The following is a 14756-nucleotide window of genomic DNA, read 5'->3' as shown; positions in this document are numbered from 1 at the left end:
GTGATCACGGCCGGTCGGCAAGCAACGAGGCGGGCGGGCCATGGTCGGCTACATCCTTCAACGCATCTCCGGCATGCTCGCGGTCATGCTGCTCGTGGTCACGATCGTCTTCGTGATCGTGCGCGTCACGCCCGGCGATCCCGCCGCGGTGATGCTCGGCCCCGATGCGACGGCGCAGGACGTCGCGGATCTGCGCAGCAGGCTCGGGCTCGATCGCTCGATCCTCTCGCAATACGTGCTCTATGTCGGGCAGTTGCTGCGCGGCGATCTCGGCCAGTCGATCTTCCTGAACATGCCGGTGACCTCCGCGCTGCTGGAGCGGGCCGAGCCGACCTTCTTCCTGACCTTGCTGTCTCTGGCCATCGCCAGCGTCATCGCGCTGCCCGTCGGCATCTACGCCGCCTATCGGCGCGGCTCCTTCATCGACCAGGCGGCGACGACGCTTGCCATGCTCGGCGCGAGCATTCCCGGCTTCTGGCTCGGGCTGATCCTGATGCAGATCTTTGCCGTGCGCCTGCAGATCCTGCCGGTTTCCGGCTATGGCGGCCCCGATACGAGCCTGATCGAACGGATCCGGCACCTGATCCTGCCGGCGGTCGCGCTCGGGCTCGTCTCCTCGGCACTGATCATGCGCTTCACCCGCGCCTCGATGCTCGACGTGCTCGGCGACGATTATATCCGCACGGCGCGTGCGAAGGGCCTCGGCGAGCAGACGGTCATCCTCACCCATGCGCTCAAGAACGCGCTGATCCCGATCCTCACCGTGCTCGGGCTGACCGCTGCCGTGCTGATCTCGGGTGCGGTCGTGACGGAGACGGTGTTCGGCCTGCCGGGAGTCGGCAACCTCGTGGTCTCGGCCGTGCTGCGGCGCGACTATCCGGTGATCCAGGGCGCGCTGCTCGTGATCGCCGGCCTGTACGTCCTGATCAATTTCGCGATCGACATGCTCTACCTGCTGGTCGACCCAAGGGTGCGCTACTGATGGTCGACCTCACACCCGATGCGCTGGCGCCGCGCCGCGGCCGGGCCTTCCTGCGACAGCTGATGAAGCGCCGCATGGTGGCGATCGGCCTCGCGATCCTACTCGTCTTCGTGCTGCTCGCGGTGCTGGCGCCGCTGATCGCGCCCTATGCGCCGGGCCGGCTCTCCATCGTCAACCGTTTGAAGCCGCCGTCCGCGACCTACTGGTTCGGTACGGACGAATTCGGCCGGGACCTGTTCTCGCGGATGCTCTATGCCGGCCGCCTGTCGCTCTCGGTCGGCGCCGCCGTCGTCGTCCTGTCGTCGCTGATCGGCGTGACGCTCGGGCTGCTGGCAGGGTTCTTCAAGCGGCTGGACACGCCGACGGCCCGTCTGATCGACGCGATGATGGCGTTCCCCGACATCCTCCTGGCGATCGCGCTGGTCGCGGCGCTCGGACCTTCGCTCCTGACGGTGATCGTGGCGCTCGCGATCGTCTATGCGCCGCGGCTGGCGCGCATCGTCCGCGCAGCGACCCTGGTGATCCGCGAGCTGCCCTATGTCGAGGCGGCTAGAGCCTGCGGCAACACGACCTTCCGGATCATGATGCGGCATGTCCTGCCGAACATCGTCTCGCCGATCACGGTGCAGGCCACCTTCATTTTCGCCAGCGCCATGCTGGCCGAGGCAGGGCTTTCCTTCCTCGGGCTCGGCGTCAGCCCCGACGTCCCGACCTGGGGCACGATGATCGCGTCCGGCCGGCAATATATCGGCCAGGCGGATTGGATGACCTATTTCCCCGGCCTCGCCATCGTGCTCGCCGTGCTCTCCCTGCAGATGGTCGGCGACGGCCTGCGCGACCTCCTCGATCCGCGGCTGCGGAAGGATCTCTGAGATGACGTCTGTGACCCGCCAACCTCTCCTCATCGCGAATGTGAGGCCGGTCGCCTTCGGACCGGCGATTCCCGCCGCGGCGACCGACATCCTCGTCGGTGGCGATGGCACCATCAGCGCGATCGGCCCGGCATTGGCAGCACCGGCCGACGCACTGCGAGTCGACGGCAAGGGCGCCTTCGTCTCGCCCGGCTGGGTCGATTTGCACGTCCATGTCTGGCATGGCGGCACCGATATCTCGCTCAGGCCGAGCGATTGCGGGGCCGCGCGCGGCGTCACCACCATGGTCGACGCGGGCTCGGCCGGCGAGGCAAATTTCCACGGCTTCCGCGAATATGTCATCGAGCCGGCGCGCGAGCGGATCAAGGCCTTCCTCAATCTCGGCTCGATCGGGCTCGTCGCCTGCAACCGCGTGTCGGAACTACGCGACATCAAGGACATCGACCTCGACCGTATCCTCGAATGCTATGCGGAGAACAGCGAGCATATCGTCGGCATCAAGGTCCGGGCGAGCCATGTCATCACCGGCTCCTGGGGCGTGACGCCGGTCAAGCTTGGCAAGAAGATCGCCAAGATCCTGAAGCTGCCGATGATGGTCCATGTCGGCGAGCCGCCGGCCCTCTACGAGGAGGTGCTGGAGGCGCTGGGGCCGGGCGACGTCGTCACGCATTGCTTCAACGGCAAGGCGGGATCGAGCCTGATGGAGGACGAAGACCTCTTCACCCTCGCCGAGCGCTGCGCCGCGCGGGGCGTCCGCCTCGACATCGGGCATGGCGGCGCCTCCTTCTCCTTCAAGGTGGCGGAAGCCGCGATCAAGCGCGGGCTGATGCCGTTCTCGATCTCGACGGACCTGCACAACCGCTGCATGAACTTCCCGGTCTGGGACCTCGCGACGACGATGTCGAAACTGCTCTCGGTCGGCATGCCCTTCGACGCCGTCATCGAGGCGGTGACCCATGCCCCGGCCTCGGTGATCAAGCTTGCGATGACGGACCGGCTCACGATCGGCGAGAGGGCCGATTTCACGATCTTCGATCTGGTCGACGGCGATCTCGAGGCGACCGATTCGAACGGCGACGTCTCGCGGCTGACGCGGCTGTTCGAGCCGCGCCACGCGGTGATCGGCGCAGAAGCGATCACGGCCAGCCGCTACGTGCCGCGCCCGCGCCGGCTGGTCCGGCACAGCCACGGCCTGTCCTGGCGTTGACGATGCGGCTGGCAAGGCAGCGAGGTTTGCAAGGCCCCGGCGGAAACCGCAGCGGGGCGCCGCCGTTGAATCAGCGCGCGGCAAATATCGAAAGCTCGGGCATGACGAGAGCCACGACGGCGCAGCCGAACGAAGCCGAGCCGGAGCGCACCGGGCAGCGGCGTTCGCGCGTCAGCGGCATCGACCGCGCCGTGCAGATCCTCGACCATCTCCAGCAGGAGGGGCGAGCCCAGACCGCCTATGAGGTCGCCCGTGCGATAGGCGCGCCGCTATCGACCGTCTACGCCATCGTCGAGGACCTGCTCGACAAGAGCCTGCTGGCGCGCTCGGGCGAAGGCGGCGTCTGGCTGGGGCCCCGGCTTTACCATTATGGCCTCGCCTATGCGCGCGATCTCCAGGTCATCACCGTCGCGACGCATGAGATGCATGTGCTGGCGCGCGAAGTCGGCGAGACCGTCCAGATCTGCGGCCGCGACGGCGGCATGATGGTGGTCGAGGCGATGGCCGAGGGCCCGGGGCATTTCGTCATCACCTCGCGCGTCGGCACGCGCGTGCCGCTGAACTGGACCGCCTCCGGCCGCCTGCTGGTCGCCGGCCTGGACGAGGCGGAGCGGGCAGCCCTGTTCCGGAGGAGCGCCAAGGCCTCGCCAACCGGGCGCGCCGTCACCGACCCCGCCATCCTGCTCGCCCAATCCAGCGACGCGCTCGCCGCAGGCCTGTCGATCCAGGCGGGCGAGTCCGACTATGCGGTCGCCTGCATCGCCGCGCCAGTGCTGGACGAGGCCGGCGCCTGCCCGATCACCGTCTCGGTCGTCCTGCCCGAATTCCGCGTCAACGAGGAGCATTCGAATGTCGTCGAGGCGGTGAAGACGGCAGCGCACCGTATCGAGGACAAGCTCGGCTGGCGCGTCGGACCATTCGCCGCTGGCCGGAAGAGCGATTGAAGGCCATTCGCGCCATGGGGCGCGCCTGACAGATGCGCCGCGCGTTTCATGCCCACCTTTACCCCCTCAGTTAACTAGACCCGCGGCGACCGCTCGGCTCCAACTCCGTGCATAACGCCCGCCCGCCCACTCCCACGACTCCGCAAAATACATTTGTGTCATAAAACATTCATTTGTATGATCCACTGCAAACGCACTGCCCCGCATCTGACGGCGGCAGGCCGCTTCCGATTTCGGGAGCGCCCTTTGGGAGGGGACAATGCAACGGGTCGTGCAGATTTCCGACACCCATCTCAGCCCGGGCAAGCCGCATTTTGCCTGCAACTGGGAGCCGCTGAGAGCCTGGCTGGCGGGGCAGGGGCCGGACCTCGTCATTCATACCGGGGATGTCACGGTCGATGGCGCCGATGTCGACGAGGATATGCGCCATTGCCGCGAGCTGCTGGACGCGCTCGATCTGCCGGTGCTGAGCATTCCCGGCAATCATGATGTCGGCGAGGCCTGGCACCCGCATCAGCCGGTCAATGCAGAGCGTCTCGCCCGCTGGCGCAGTCATCTCGGTGCGGATTTCTGGAGCCGCGATATCGAGGACTGGCGGCTGATCGGCCTGAACTCGATGCTGTTCGGCAGCGACGAGGCCGATGAAGCGCGCCAGCTCGCCTGGCTCGAGCAGGAGATTGCGGACGCGCAAGGGCGCCGTCTCGGCTGGTTCCTGCACCGGCCGCTCTTCGTCGAGACGCCCGATGAAGGCGACAAGGGCTATTGGAGCGTGCCGCCAAGGCCCCGGGCGCATCTGCTCGATCTCGTGCGCCGCCATGACGTCGCCTTCGTCGCCAGCGGCCATCTGCACCGGGCCCATGATTTCATGGTTGAGGGCACGCGCTACATCTGGGGACCGTCCTCGGGATTCGTCGTCGGTCCCGAATTGCAGCCCGGCATGGCCGGCTCAAGCACGCTCGGCGCCGTCACTTACAGCTTCGACGGCCGGGATTTTTCGGCCGCGATCCATGAGATTCCCGCGCTGACAACGCTCTGGATCGACGATGTGATCCACGAGGTCTACCCGCCACGCGCCGCCTGACGATACCGTCGGCCGCGCCTCGCGGCCGCCTTCGACACCGCCCCGCCATCCCTCACGGTTCAAGAGGCGAACGACATGGCCACAGTCGCGCTGTCTTCCATCGCCAAGGCGTTTGGGACCACAAAAGTGCTCGGCGGGGTCGATCTCGACATTGCCGATGGCGAATTCCTGACGCTGGTCGGCCCCTCCGGCTGCGGAAAATCGACCCTGATCCGGATCATCGCCGGGTTGGAACAGCAGGATTCCGGCAGCGTCGCCATTGGCGGCAACGGCGTCGACTATTTGCGCCCGCATGAGCGGCGCGTCGCGATGGTCTTCCAGTCCTATGCGCTCTACCCGCATATGAGCGTGCGGGCGAATATCGCGCTGCCGCTGATGATGGCGCGGCTGAAGCTCTGGCAGCGCCTGCCGCTGCTCCGCCTGCTCTCGGGGCAGAGGCGCAAGGCGATGGCCGGCATCATGACGGATGTCGACGCGGTCGCGGCCCAGCTCCAGCTCGGCCATCTGCTCGACCGCAAGCCGGCGCAGCTCTCGGGCGGCCAGCGCCAGCGCGTCGCGCTCGGGCGCGCCATGGTGCGCAGCCCCGATGTCTTCCTGATGGACGAACCTCTGTCCAATCTCGACGCCAAGCTGCGCGTCCATATGCGCACCGAGCTGGCGGAGCTGCACAAGCGCCTGGGCGCGACCTTCATCTATGTCACGCATGACCAGGTCGAGGCGATGACGATGTCGGACCGCGTCGCGATGATGGATTCAGGGGCGATCCTGCAGCTCGGCACACCCTCGCAGCTCTATGAGAAGCCGGCTTCGCTCAAGGTCGCGCAGTTCATCGGCAGCCCGGCGATCAACCTCCTGCCCGCAACGGTCGGCACCGCCGGCCGCCTCGAACTCTTTGGCCGGCCGATGGCGCTCGCGGTGGCGCGGGCGGCGGGGCAGGCGGTCACGCTCGGCATCCGCGCGGAGGCGCTGACGCTCGTCCATGGCGAGCCGGCCGGCGCAGGCCGCGCCTGGTTCTCCGCGCGCCTCAGGCGCAAGGAGAACCTCGGCTCCGAATATATCCTGCACTTCGATCTCGCCGGGCGCGATGCGGCGGGCGTGACCATGCGCGCGAGCCCCGCGATCGCCGCCGGCGTCAACGAAGCGGCCGAGGTCACGCTCGGCTTTGACGAAGCCGCAAGCCACATCTTCGATGCCGATGGCGACAGGCTCGAGCCGCGCGGGCAGGGCAGTCTCCGCGCCTCCGTCGTGCCGCTGAGGGCCTGAGCATGACGCTTGCCCTTGCATCGCCCGCCGCTTTCGCCCCCGTCGCCCGCCACCGGGCGCTGATCGAGCGGCTGACCGGGCTTGGCTTCGCGTTGCCGGCCTTCATCCTGCTGCTGCTGACGATCCTGCTGCCGCTTGCGGTGCTGATGCTGCTCAGCCTGACCAATTACGAGTTCGGCGGCGTCGACATGGACTGGGTCGGCCTCGCCAATTTCCAGAAGGCGCTGGACGATCCGATCATCCGGCGCTCCGTCGTCAACACCTTGCTCTATGTCGCCATCGTCGTGCCGGGCGGCGTCTTCGGCGCGCTGCTGATCGCGGTCATGGTGCATCGGCGCCGCCGCAGCCGCTCCTTCTACGAGGTGATCTATTTCCTGCCGGTGACCTCGACGCTGATCGCGATGGCGACCGTCTGGCAGTTCCTCCTCCACCCCTCGCTCGGCCCGGTCAACGGCCTCCTGAAATGGCTGGGGTTCGCTCCGGTCGCCTTCCTGAGCGAGCCGTCGACGGCGCTGGCGACGCTGGCCGTGATCGGCATCTGGCAGCTGCTCGGCTTCAACATGATCCTGTTCCTCGCCGGGCTGACCGCGATCCCGCGCGATCTCTACGAGGCGGCCGATATCGATGGCTGCTCCAGCGGCATCGACCGCTTCCTCACCATCACCTGGCCGCTGCTCGGGCCGACGACGATGTTCGTGCTCGTCACCACGATGATCACCGCCTTCAAGATTTTTGACACGGTGGCGGTGATGACGCGCGGCGGCCCGGTCGGCTCCACCGAGGTCCTGCTCTACAACATCTATCTCGAGGGCTTTCAGTATTTCCACACCGGCTATGCCGCGGCGCTGACCTTCATCTTCCTCGCCTTCATCCTCGTCTTCTCGGCCGTGCAGACCTTCGGCCTCGACAAGAAGGTGCACTACTGATGGCTGCTCCCGCGCTTGCCCCCGCCGCCGTCACGCCCGTGCATCCGGTGCTGCGCCGCTTCCTTTCGCTCGCGCTCGTCCATGGCGTGCTGCTCGCGGGCGCCATCTTCATGCTGGCGCCCTTCATCTGGATGCTGGTGACCTCGATCAAGCCGCCGGCCGAAATCTTCAGCGCCGAGATCTCGCTCTGGCCAAAACAGTTCTACGGCCTGCAGAATTACGGTTTCGCGCTGGAGAAGGCGCCGCTGCTGCGCTTTGCGCTGAACGGCGTCATCCTCTGCGCCGGCATCCTCGTCGTGCAGCTGCTGGTTGCCATCCCTTGCGCCTACGCTCTGGCGAAGCTGAATTTCCCCGGCCGCAATGCGCTCTTCGTCCTGGTGCTGCTCGGGCTCTGCATCCCCGTGCAGGTGCCGGCGATGCCGCTCTACATCGCGCTCGCCCAACTCGGCCTGCTCAACACCTATTTCTCGATGATGGTGCCGTTCTTTCTCTCGGTCTTCGCCATCTTCCTGTTCCGCCAGTTCTTCCGCAGCTTCCCGAACGACATCATCAATGCCGCCCGGCTCGACGGCATGAGCGAGTTCGAGATCGTCTGGCGCATCGTGACGCCGAGCGCCTGGCCGGCCATCGCCGCCTTCTCGGTCTTCTCGGCCGTGGCGCATTGGAACGACCTGTACTGGCCGCTGATCGTCATCTCCGATGCCAGGCTCGCCCCGCCGCCGCTCGGGATGATGTTCTTCGCCGATGCCGAGACGGGCTCGAATTACGGCGCGCTCACCGCGGCGGCGACGATCCTGACCGCGCCGCTCGTCCTCGCTTTCCTCATCGCCAGACGGAGGTTCATCGACGGCATCACGATGACCGGGGTGAAGTAGGCAGGTTCCGACAAGGACCGGCACTGCCAAGCCCCAACCGCAAGACGCTCAGGCCTGACGCATTGAAACAATCCGGCAGCTTCGCTGTCCCTGTCACGGAGTTCAAACATGAAGCCCTTCGGCAAAGCGCTTGCTGCGGCAGCGCTCGCCCTCGTCGCATCCACGGCCGTCCGCGCCCAGGATGTCACGCTGGATGTACTCTACGCCTTCCCGGCCTTCGCCAAGTTCCATGAGCCGATCGCCGCGGAATTCATGAAGACGCACCCCAATATCAAGATCAATTTCCGCGCGCCGGCGGCGAGCTATGACGAAGGGCATCAGGCGATGCTGCGTCAGTCCGTCACCAACCAGCTGCCGGATGTCTATTATTCCGGCTTCCATCTGTTGAGCGAGCTGGTCGAGACGCTCGACAAGCGCAAGCAGGTCGTCGATCTCGGCCCGCTGCTGAAGGGCGAGCCCGAAGACTGGCGCAAGGCGAATTATTCCGACGCGCTGCTCGCGCTCGGCCAGGTCGGCGGCAAGCAGGCCGGCCTTGCCTTCAACGCCTCGACGCCGCTGATGTATGTCAATGCCGAGCTGGTGAAGAAGGCGGGCGGCGACCCCGACAAGCTGCCCGACACCTGGGCCGATGTCGTCGCGCTCGCCAAGAAGATCCGCAGCGGCGACACCGCCGGCCTCGCCTACAACATCCATGACTGGCCGGATGACTGGCTCTGGCGCGGCGTGATCCTGCAGGGCGGCCATTCCATGCTGTCCGCCGACGGCAAGAAGGTCGCCTTCGGCGGCGAGGTGGGCGAGAAGACGCTCAGCCTGCTGCGCAGCCTGGTCACGGAAGGCGGCATGCCGGTGATCGACTGGGACCAGTCGCGCCAGCAGTTCATCGCCGGCAAGATCGGCATCTTCTTCGACACGCCGGCACGGCTGCGCCAGGTCACCGACCTGGTCGGCGACCGCTTCACCCTGAAGACCGGGCTCTTCCCGGTCGATGACAAGGGCAAGGGCAAGCTGCCGACCGGCGGCAATGCCGCGCTGATCACGGCCAAGGATGCAGCCAAGCAGAAGGCGGCCTGGGAATTCATCAAGTTCGTGACCGGCCCCGAGGCCCAGAAGATCGTCGTCGAGACCGCGGGCTACATGCCGACCAATCTGCGCGCCGGTGGGGATGCCTTCCTTGGCCCGTTCTACAAGGACAATGCCAATTTCCGGACGATCAACGGCCAGGTCCAGCGCGCCGCTCCCTGGGAAGGCTATCCCGGCGGAAACTCGGTTCGCATCTGGCGCCAGCAGCGTGAGGTGATCTCCGGCGTGATGCGCGGCGACATCCAGCCCAAGGCCGGTATCGAGCGCATCGTCTCCGAAACCGAAGCGCTGATGAAGTGAGCAGGCGCGCCTGACGCGTCGCTTCGACGCCGCCCGGCGCCAGCCGGGCGGCAAACCCATTCGCCATGCCCCATTTGCCCGGCCCCCCTTTGCCTGGCCCTGCGGAGCCTTCATGATCATCGCCCAGCTCAGTGACTTCCACGTGCGCCCGCATGGCCAGCCGGCCTATGGCATCGTCGACACCAATGCAGCGACACGGCGCGCCATCGACGCGGTGCTGGCGCTGGAGCCCCGGCCGGATTGCGTGCTCGTCACCGGCGATCTCTGCGATTGCGGGCTGCCGGAGGAATACGAGATCGTCCGCGCCGAGCTCGCAAGGCTGCCAATGCCGGTCTATGCCGTGCCCGGCAATCATGACCGGCGCGAAGTCTTTGCTGCCATGCTCGGGCAAGTTGGCCTGGGGCAGGCCGGTTCCTCCCTGACGAAAAGCGGCTTCCTGCATTACGTGATCGAGGATTATCCGGTCCGGCTGATCGGGCTCGATACCGTCATTGCCGGTGAGGATGGCGGCGAGATCTGCTGGGAGCGCGAGGCCTGGCTCGCGGAGCGCCTTGCAGAGGGGCGCGGCCGCCCGACGCTGATCTTCATGCACCACCCGCCCTTCGCTGTCGGCGTCGACGGCATGGACATCATGCCTTGCCGGGTCTCGCCGGATTTTGTCGCGCTGATCGGCGGTCATCCCGAGATCGAGCGGGTGCTTTGCGGCCATTACCATCGCCCGATTCAGCGGCGTTTCGCCGGCACGATCGGCTTCGTCGCGCCGGGCACCGCCCATCAGGTCGCGCTCGACCTGCGCCCGGGCACGGAGAACCGGTTCGTCATGGAGCCGCCCGCGCTCGCGATCCATGTCTGGAAGCCCGAGACCGGACTGGTCAGCCATATCCAGCCGATCGGCGATTTTGGCCCGCGCCGGCCCTTCGTGCTCGACCCCGCCTATCCCGGCAAGCAGCAGGCGGTGGCAGCCCATGTCTGACCGGCGCCTTCTCTCCCTCCTTGAGCAGGCCGGCGGGCTGGCGAGCGAGGCCGCCGATCTGCTCGTCGCGATGCAGGGCGAGCAGCTTTCCGTGACGCGTAAGGAACTCCGCGATGTCGTCACCGCCGCCGATCTCGCCTCGGAGCGGCTGGTCATCGCGGGCCTGCGCCGGTTGACGCCGGAGGCGGCGATCCTCTCCGAGGAGGCCGGCTTCTCCGGCGCGTCCGACGCGCCCTGCTGGATCATCGATCCGCTCGACGGCACGGTGAACTATGCCGGCGGCCTGCCCTGGTTCTCGGTGACGCTCGCCTATCAGGAAGAGGGTCGCACCGTGCTCGGCCTGACCCATGCGCCGCTCGCCGGGCTGGTCGCGCGCTACGCCGAAGGGTCCGTCGCGAGCATCGATGGAGAGCCAGCCGTCGTCTCCCGGACCACGAGCCTTGCCGACGCCGTCGTCTCGATCTGCCTGACCTCGCATTATTCGATTGAGGATACGGAGCGGACCTGCGCCGTCATCCGGCGGCTATCGGGCCTCTGCCGCGGCGTGCGCGTCATCGTCTCCGGCGGGCTCGAAATGTCGCTGGTCGCGGCCGGCCGGCTCGATGCCTTCATCGGGCTCAAAGCCGATATCGTCTCGCATGCCGCCGCGATGCCGCTGGTGCGCGCCGCCGGCGGCAGGGTCACGACGGTTGCGGGCCGGGATTCACGCGATGAGGACCTGGAGAAGGTCGTCTCGAACGGCCTGATCCATGGCGAACTTCTGGAGGCGATCCGCAGCGCCTGAGCGCCGCTTGCATGGACGCTCGCCAGGGATCGCTGTAACGATTTTCGCGGCTTGACCTGCGAGGAGACGCAGCATGGACCGTTTCACGGGCGGCTGCCGCTGCGGCAATGTCCGGATCGTGGCCTCGGGCCGCCCCTACCGCGTCGGCCTCTGCCACTGTCTCGACTGCCGCAAATATCATGGCGCCCTGTTCCATGCGTCGGCGGTCTTCCCCGAGGATGCGGTGACGGTCGAGGGCGAAACACGCGACTATCGTGGGCGCTTCTTCTGTCCCAATTGCGGTTCGCCCCTATTCGGGCGCAGCGGCGACGAGATCGAAGTCAATCTGGGCTCGCTCGATGCCCCGGACCAGCTGATGCCGACCTATGAGAGCTGGGTCATCCGGCGCGAGTCCTGGTTGCCGCCCTTTCCCCTCGCGAGACACTATGAGCGCGACCGCGACGCTCCGGGGCGTGAGGAGTAGGGCACGCCAGCGATGTCAGGGAAGACCGGCCTTGCGGAAGCCGTCGACGAAATGCGCGAGCGTCTGATCATCACGGAAGGGCTCGGTCGTGGCCCAGTGGCTGGTCGTGAAATGCGGATTGCCGACGAGGAACAGCGCGGCCTCGGAGCGGGCCTCGTCGAGCCGGCCGAGCTGGGCCAGGCTTGCCGCCAGGAAGCGGCGTGAGCTCGTGCGATAGGTTTCGTCCTTGCGCAGCGTCTCGACGGCGGCCTCGTAGTCGCCCGCCGCATATTGCGCCTGGCCGAGCGTCAGATAGTACCAGCCCGCCGGAAACGGGTTCAGCCGGAACGCCTTGCCGATCTGCGCGAGCCCCTCCTCGATGCGCCCGGCCAGGACCGCGATGTCGGATAATGTCGCAAAGATATCGGCTTCGTTCGGGTCGAGTTCGATCGCCCGGGCGAACTCCGCATCCGCCTCGGCGAAGCTGCGGTCATAGGCCAGCAGATAGGCCAGCACCCAGCGGCAGCCGGCATCGTTGGGGTCGATTGCGACCGCCTTGCGCGCCAGCTCAAGGCCAATGCTCCGGGCGGGTTCCATGGGCTCGCCCCAATGCACCCACCCCATCCAGTGGTTTATGGCCAGCCAGCGATAGGCCTCTGCATAGTCCGGATCGAGCGAAACCGCGCGCGATAGCATCAGATGCACTTCTCGCGCCGTCTGCGGGGATTCGTCGAGCAGCTTGCGCGCCCGCACGCAGAGATCATAGGCCTCGAGATTCCGGGGCCGGTTGCGCGGCGGCGGGGCGCTGAGCCGGCCGAGCAGCGCCTCGACGATTCTGCCGGCGACCTCGTCCTGCACGGCAAAGATATCCTCAAGGCTGCGGTCGAAGCGTTCCGCCCAGAGATGTTCGCCGCTCACCGCGTCGACCAGCTGCGGCGTTGATGCGCACGCGCCCCGCGGCGCGTCTGGCGCTGCCCTCCAGCAGGAAGCGCACGCCAAGCTCCCCCGCGATGCCGCGCACGTCCATCGCCTTGCCCTTGTAGGCAAAGGTCGAGTTGCGCGCGATGACGAACAGGCCGGCATTGCGGGACAGGTCGGTGATCAGGTCTTCGGTCAAGCCATCGGCGAAGGATTCCTGTTCGGGATCATTGCTCAGATTGACGAAGGGCAACACGGCGATCGACGGCTTGCTGGGCAAAGGCAAAGGGGCTCGTCTGGCGCCGTCGAGCTGTTCGATCGCCCCCGTGAAGCGGTAGCCGATGCGCGGAACGGTCACGATCCATTCGCCGCTATCGGCGGCCCGGCCGAGCAGCTTCCGCAACTGCGCGATCTGGACGGTGAGATTGCCTTCCTCGACCGCCGTTCCCGGCCAGGCCGCGTCCATCAGCGCGGCCTTCTCCAGGATTTCGCCGGGCCGTCCGACGAGTGCTGCAAGCAGTTTCAGCCCGCGCTGGCCAAGGGCAACGGGGACATTGTTGCGAAGCAGCGTTCCCGCACCTGAATCAAGCACGAACGGACCAAAGGCAAAGCGCGATCCCTGCATGCGGTGCATTTATAGCCGGTTTGGAAGTTTTTGGAACTATTTGGGCGGGCTTGAGTACGACGCTGCTCGTCTCCCGCAGACTTCAACCTCATTCAGTCCGAGGGCTCCCGAACCCTCAAACCGGCTCGAGGTTGTCATGAACGGTCCTTGCACCCTTGCCTCAGCCCCGCACCGGGCCGCGTCGCCGGGCAGGTCGCGTCCGCCGTCCAGTCTGGCGAGCCTGCGAAAGGTGTTCGCGACCTGGCGCTGGCGGCTGCGCTTCCGCTGGCAGCTCGCGCGGACACTGCAGGAGAGCCCGCATCTGATCAGGGATATCGGCCTGACGACATGGCAGGTCGAGGAAGAGATCGCCAAGCCCTTCTGGCGGCGATGAGCCGCCCGGCGCGCTCGCGCTTCAGCCCCGGTGCAGCGCAAGCACCGCCGAAGCGGCGTCTTCATCGGTAATCAGCACGGAGGCCAGCCTGGCGCGGAGCGCGGCTGCGATCACCGCGGCCTTGTTCGTGCCGCCCGACGCCAGGATCATGGTCGGAATGCCGCGCAGGCCGTCCAGGGGCAGGGCGATGGCGCGGCGGTTGATCGGATGGTCGATCGCGTTGCCCTCAGAGTCGATGAACTGTCCGAGCATGTCGCCGACCGCGCCATGCTCCGCCAGTTCCCGGGAGCCGACATCGCCGGGTAGTCCGTAGCGCACCAAAAGCGAGCGCTCGCTCAGATCGCCGGCGCTGAGGATCGCGACATCGGTCGCGCGGATGCGGGCGAAGGCGGCCTCGAACACGTCCTGCGCCAGGATGGTGTCGCGCGATTGCGGCGTGCCGGCATAGATCGGCGCCGCCAGATAATGGCACTCCGCCTGCCAGAGCCTGGCGAAATGGCTGGCGATCTCGAACGTGTTGATCTCGATGCCATAGGTCAGCCCGCCCATCATCGAGGTAACGGCGAGATCGCGATACTGGCCCGGCCGCACATGCCGGATCGTCTCGCGCAGCGTCCCGCCCCAGCCGACGCCGAAGACGCCCGAGGGATGCTCGTCGATGATCTGCGAGACCAGCTCGCCGGCCGCCTTGCCGATCTGCGCGGAGATCTGCGCCGGGTCGCTTGGCGTCGGCACGACGATCGCGTCCTTGAGGCCAAACGCCTCGACCAGCGCCTGCTCCAGCCTGACGCAGCTCTCCAGCCGCGAATTGATCGTGATATTGACGAGCCCGCTGCTGCGCGCCTCGTTCAGCAGGCGGTTGACCCGCAATCGCGTCATCTTCAGCCGGTCGGCGATATCGGCCTGGGTCAGGCCTTCCATGTAATAGAGCCAGGCGGCTCTGACCTGGGTTTGCGGATCCTCCGGCATCGCGTCATCCCAAGGGCGAGAGCGGCGTCGAGACCGCCAGCCCTTCGCGGCGGAATCGGTCGAGATTGCGTTCCTGCACCGGGCTTACATCGCTTTCGTTTGCTGCGACAACGCACAGCGATGCGGCCTGCCGCTGCGGATT

Annotated in this window: 14 protein-coding genes and 1 pseudogene; 13 read left to right on the top strand and 2 right to left on the bottom strand. The window is 66.8% G+C overall.

The genetic code is table 11. The annotated features are described in order from the left end of the window. Window positions 1–40: 40 nt before the first annotated feature. The 12 genes from BIWAKO_RS31580 to BIWAKO_RS31525 all read left to right on the top strand — a co-directional run bounded on the left by BIWAKO_RS31580 (window position 41) and on the right by BIWAKO_RS31525 (window position 11750). Window positions 41–982 (top strand): ABC transporter permease, encoded by a 942-nt coding sequence (locus BIWAKO_RS31580; protein WP_069882003.1) that lies wholly within the window; start codon window positions 41–43, stop codon window positions 980–982. Continuing rightward, window positions 982–1854: an ABC transporter permease gene (locus BIWAKO_RS31575; RefSeq protein WP_069882002.1), complete on the top strand. Its 873-nt coding sequence runs from the start codon at window positions 982–984 to the stop codon at window positions 1852–1854. The genes BIWAKO_RS31580 and BIWAKO_RS31575 overlap by 1 nt, the downstream gene beginning before the upstream one ends. Window position 1855: 1 nt before the next feature. Continuing rightward, window positions 1856–3061, top strand: a complete 1206-nt coding sequence (locus BIWAKO_RS31570; protein WP_069882001.1) for an amidohydrolase/deacetylase family metallohydrolase — start codon at window positions 1856–1858, stop codon at window positions 3059–3061. A gap of 101 nt (window positions 3062–3162) precedes the next feature. Continuing rightward, on the top strand, window positions 3163–4005 hold the full coding sequence (locus BIWAKO_RS31565; protein ID WP_069882986.1) for an IclR family transcriptional regulator: 843 nt from the start codon (window positions 3163–3165) through the stop codon (window positions 4003–4005). 259 nt (window positions 4006–4264) lie between these two features. Further along, on the top strand, window positions 4265–5086 hold the full coding sequence (locus BIWAKO_RS31560) for a metallophosphoesterase family protein (protein WP_069882000.1): 822 nt from the start codon (window positions 4265–4267) through the stop codon (window positions 5084–5086). A 75-nt stretch (window positions 5087–5161) separates the two neighbouring features. Beyond that, the gene (locus BIWAKO_RS31555; RefSeq protein WP_069881999.1) at window positions 5162–6349 is read left to right on the top strand and encodes an ABC transporter ATP-binding protein; all 1188 of its coding nucleotides are present in this window, start codon (window positions 5162–5164) and stop codon (window positions 6347–6349) included. Between the two features lie 2 nt (window positions 6350–6351). After that, window positions 6352–7275, top strand: coding sequence for a carbohydrate ABC transporter permease (locus tag BIWAKO_RS31550; RefSeq protein ID WP_069881998.1), 924 nt, complete (start codon window positions 6352–6354; stop codon window positions 7273–7275). Between the two features lie 110 nt (window positions 7276–7385). Beyond that, window positions 7386–8150 carry a carbohydrate ABC transporter permease gene (locus tag BIWAKO_RS31545; protein WP_371332240.1) on the top strand — a complete coding sequence of 255 codons (765 nt, stop codon included), beginning with the start codon at window positions 7386–7388 and terminating at the stop codon, window positions 8148–8150. Between the two features lie 108 nt (window positions 8151–8258). Continuing rightward, entirely contained in the window at window positions 8259–9530 is a 1272-nt protein-coding gene (locus BIWAKO_RS31540) for an extracellular solute-binding protein (RefSeq protein ID WP_141740307.1), read from the top strand. Window positions 9531–9642: 112 nt separating this feature from the next. Then, on the top strand, window positions 9643–10503 hold the full coding sequence (locus BIWAKO_RS31535; protein ID WP_069881995.1) for a phosphodiesterase: 861 nt from the start codon (window positions 9643–9645) through the stop codon (window positions 10501–10503). Beyond that, window positions 10496–11287, top strand: a complete 792-nt coding sequence (locus BIWAKO_RS31530) for an inositol monophosphatase family protein (RefSeq protein WP_069881994.1) — start codon at window positions 10496–10498, stop codon at window positions 11285–11287. Before BIWAKO_RS31535 ends, BIWAKO_RS31530 begins: the two co-directional genes overlap by 8 nt. A gap of 73 nt (window positions 11288–11360) precedes the next feature. After that, window positions 11361–11750 (top strand): GFA family protein, encoded by a 390-nt coding sequence (locus BIWAKO_RS31525; protein WP_069881993.1) that lies wholly within the window; start codon window positions 11361–11363, stop codon window positions 11748–11750. Window positions 11751–11765: 15 nt separating this feature from the next. Here BIWAKO_RS31525 and BIWAKO_RS31520 read toward each other — a convergent pair. Continuing rightward, a pseudogene (locus tag BIWAKO_RS31520) lies at window positions 11766–13272 on the bottom strand (winged helix-turn-helix domain-containing tetratricopeptide repeat protein). Window positions 13273–13501: 229 nt separating this feature from the next. On the opposite strand from BIWAKO_RS31520, the gene BIWAKO_RS37465 reads away from it, so the two are divergent. Then, window positions 13502–13645 carry a DUF1127 domain-containing protein gene (locus BIWAKO_RS37465; protein WP_371332138.1) on the top strand — a complete coding sequence of 48 codons (144 nt, stop codon included), beginning with the start codon at window positions 13502–13504 and terminating at the stop codon, window positions 13643–13645. A gap of 21 nt (window positions 13646–13666) precedes the next feature. Here the strand turns inward: BIWAKO_RS37465 and BIWAKO_RS31510 are convergent, their stop codons facing one another. Beyond that, window positions 13667–14614, bottom strand: a complete 948-nt coding sequence (locus BIWAKO_RS31510) for a sugar-binding transcriptional regulator (RefSeq protein WP_069881991.1) — start codon at window positions 14612–14614, stop codon at window positions 13667–13669. Between the last annotated feature and the right edge of the window lie 142 nt (window positions 14615–14756).

It is taken from the genome of Bosea sp. BIWAKO-01, from assembly GCF_001748145.1.
In the GTDB taxonomy this organism is placed as follows: Bacteria; Pseudomonadota; Alphaproteobacteria; order Rhizobiales; family Beijerinckiaceae; genus Allobosea.
This window is presented reverse-complemented; position numbering and strand designations above follow the sequence as displayed.

Excerpts from the sequence above, each read along its gene's own strand:
- BIWAKO_RS31580 (WP_069882003.1), top strand. The coding sequence starts at position 41 with ATGGTCGGCTACATCCTTCAACGCATCTCCGGCATGCTCGCGGTCATG.
- BIWAKO_RS31575 (WP_069882002.1), top strand. The coding sequence starts at position 982 with ATGGTCGACCTCACACCCGATGCGCTGGCGCCGCGCCGCGGCCGGGCC.
- BIWAKO_RS31570 (WP_069882001.1), top strand. The coding sequence starts at position 1,856 with ATGACGTCTGTGACCCGCCAACCTCTCCTCATCGCGAATGTGAGGCCG.
- BIWAKO_RS31565 (WP_069882986.1), top strand. The coding sequence starts at position 3,163 with ATGACGAGAGCCACGACGGCGCAGCCGAACGAAGCCGAGCCGGAGCGC.
- BIWAKO_RS31560 (WP_069882000.1), top strand. The coding sequence starts at position 4,265 with ATGCAACGGGTCGTGCAGATTTCCGACACCCATCTCAGCCCGGGCAAG.
- BIWAKO_RS31555 (WP_069881999.1), top strand. The coding sequence starts at position 5,162 with ATGGCCACAGTCGCGCTGTCTTCCATCGCCAAGGCGTTTGGGACCACA.
- BIWAKO_RS31550 (WP_069881998.1), top strand. The coding sequence starts at position 6,352 with ATGACGCTTGCCCTTGCATCGCCCGCCGCTTTCGCCCCCGTCGCCCGC.
- BIWAKO_RS31545 (WP_371332240.1), top strand. The coding sequence starts at position 7,386 with ATGCTGGCGCCCTTCATCTGGATGCTGGTGACCTCGATCAAGCCGCCG.
- BIWAKO_RS31540 (WP_141740307.1), top strand. The coding sequence starts at position 8,259 with ATGAAGCCCTTCGGCAAAGCGCTTGCTGCGGCAGCGCTCGCCCTCGTC.
- BIWAKO_RS31535 (WP_069881995.1), top strand. The coding sequence starts at position 9,643 with ATGATCATCGCCCAGCTCAGTGACTTCCACGTGCGCCCGCATGGCCAG.
- BIWAKO_RS31530 (WP_069881994.1), top strand. The coding sequence starts at position 10,496 with ATGTCTGACCGGCGCCTTCTCTCCCTCCTTGAGCAGGCCGGCGGGCTG.
- BIWAKO_RS31525 (WP_069881993.1), top strand. The coding sequence starts at position 11,361 with ATGGACCGTTTCACGGGCGGCTGCCGCTGCGGCAATGTCCGGATCGTG.
- BIWAKO_RS31510 (WP_069881991.1), bottom strand. The coding sequence starts at position 14,614 with ATGCCGGAGGATCCGCAAACCCAGGTCAGAGCCGCCTGGCTCTATTAC.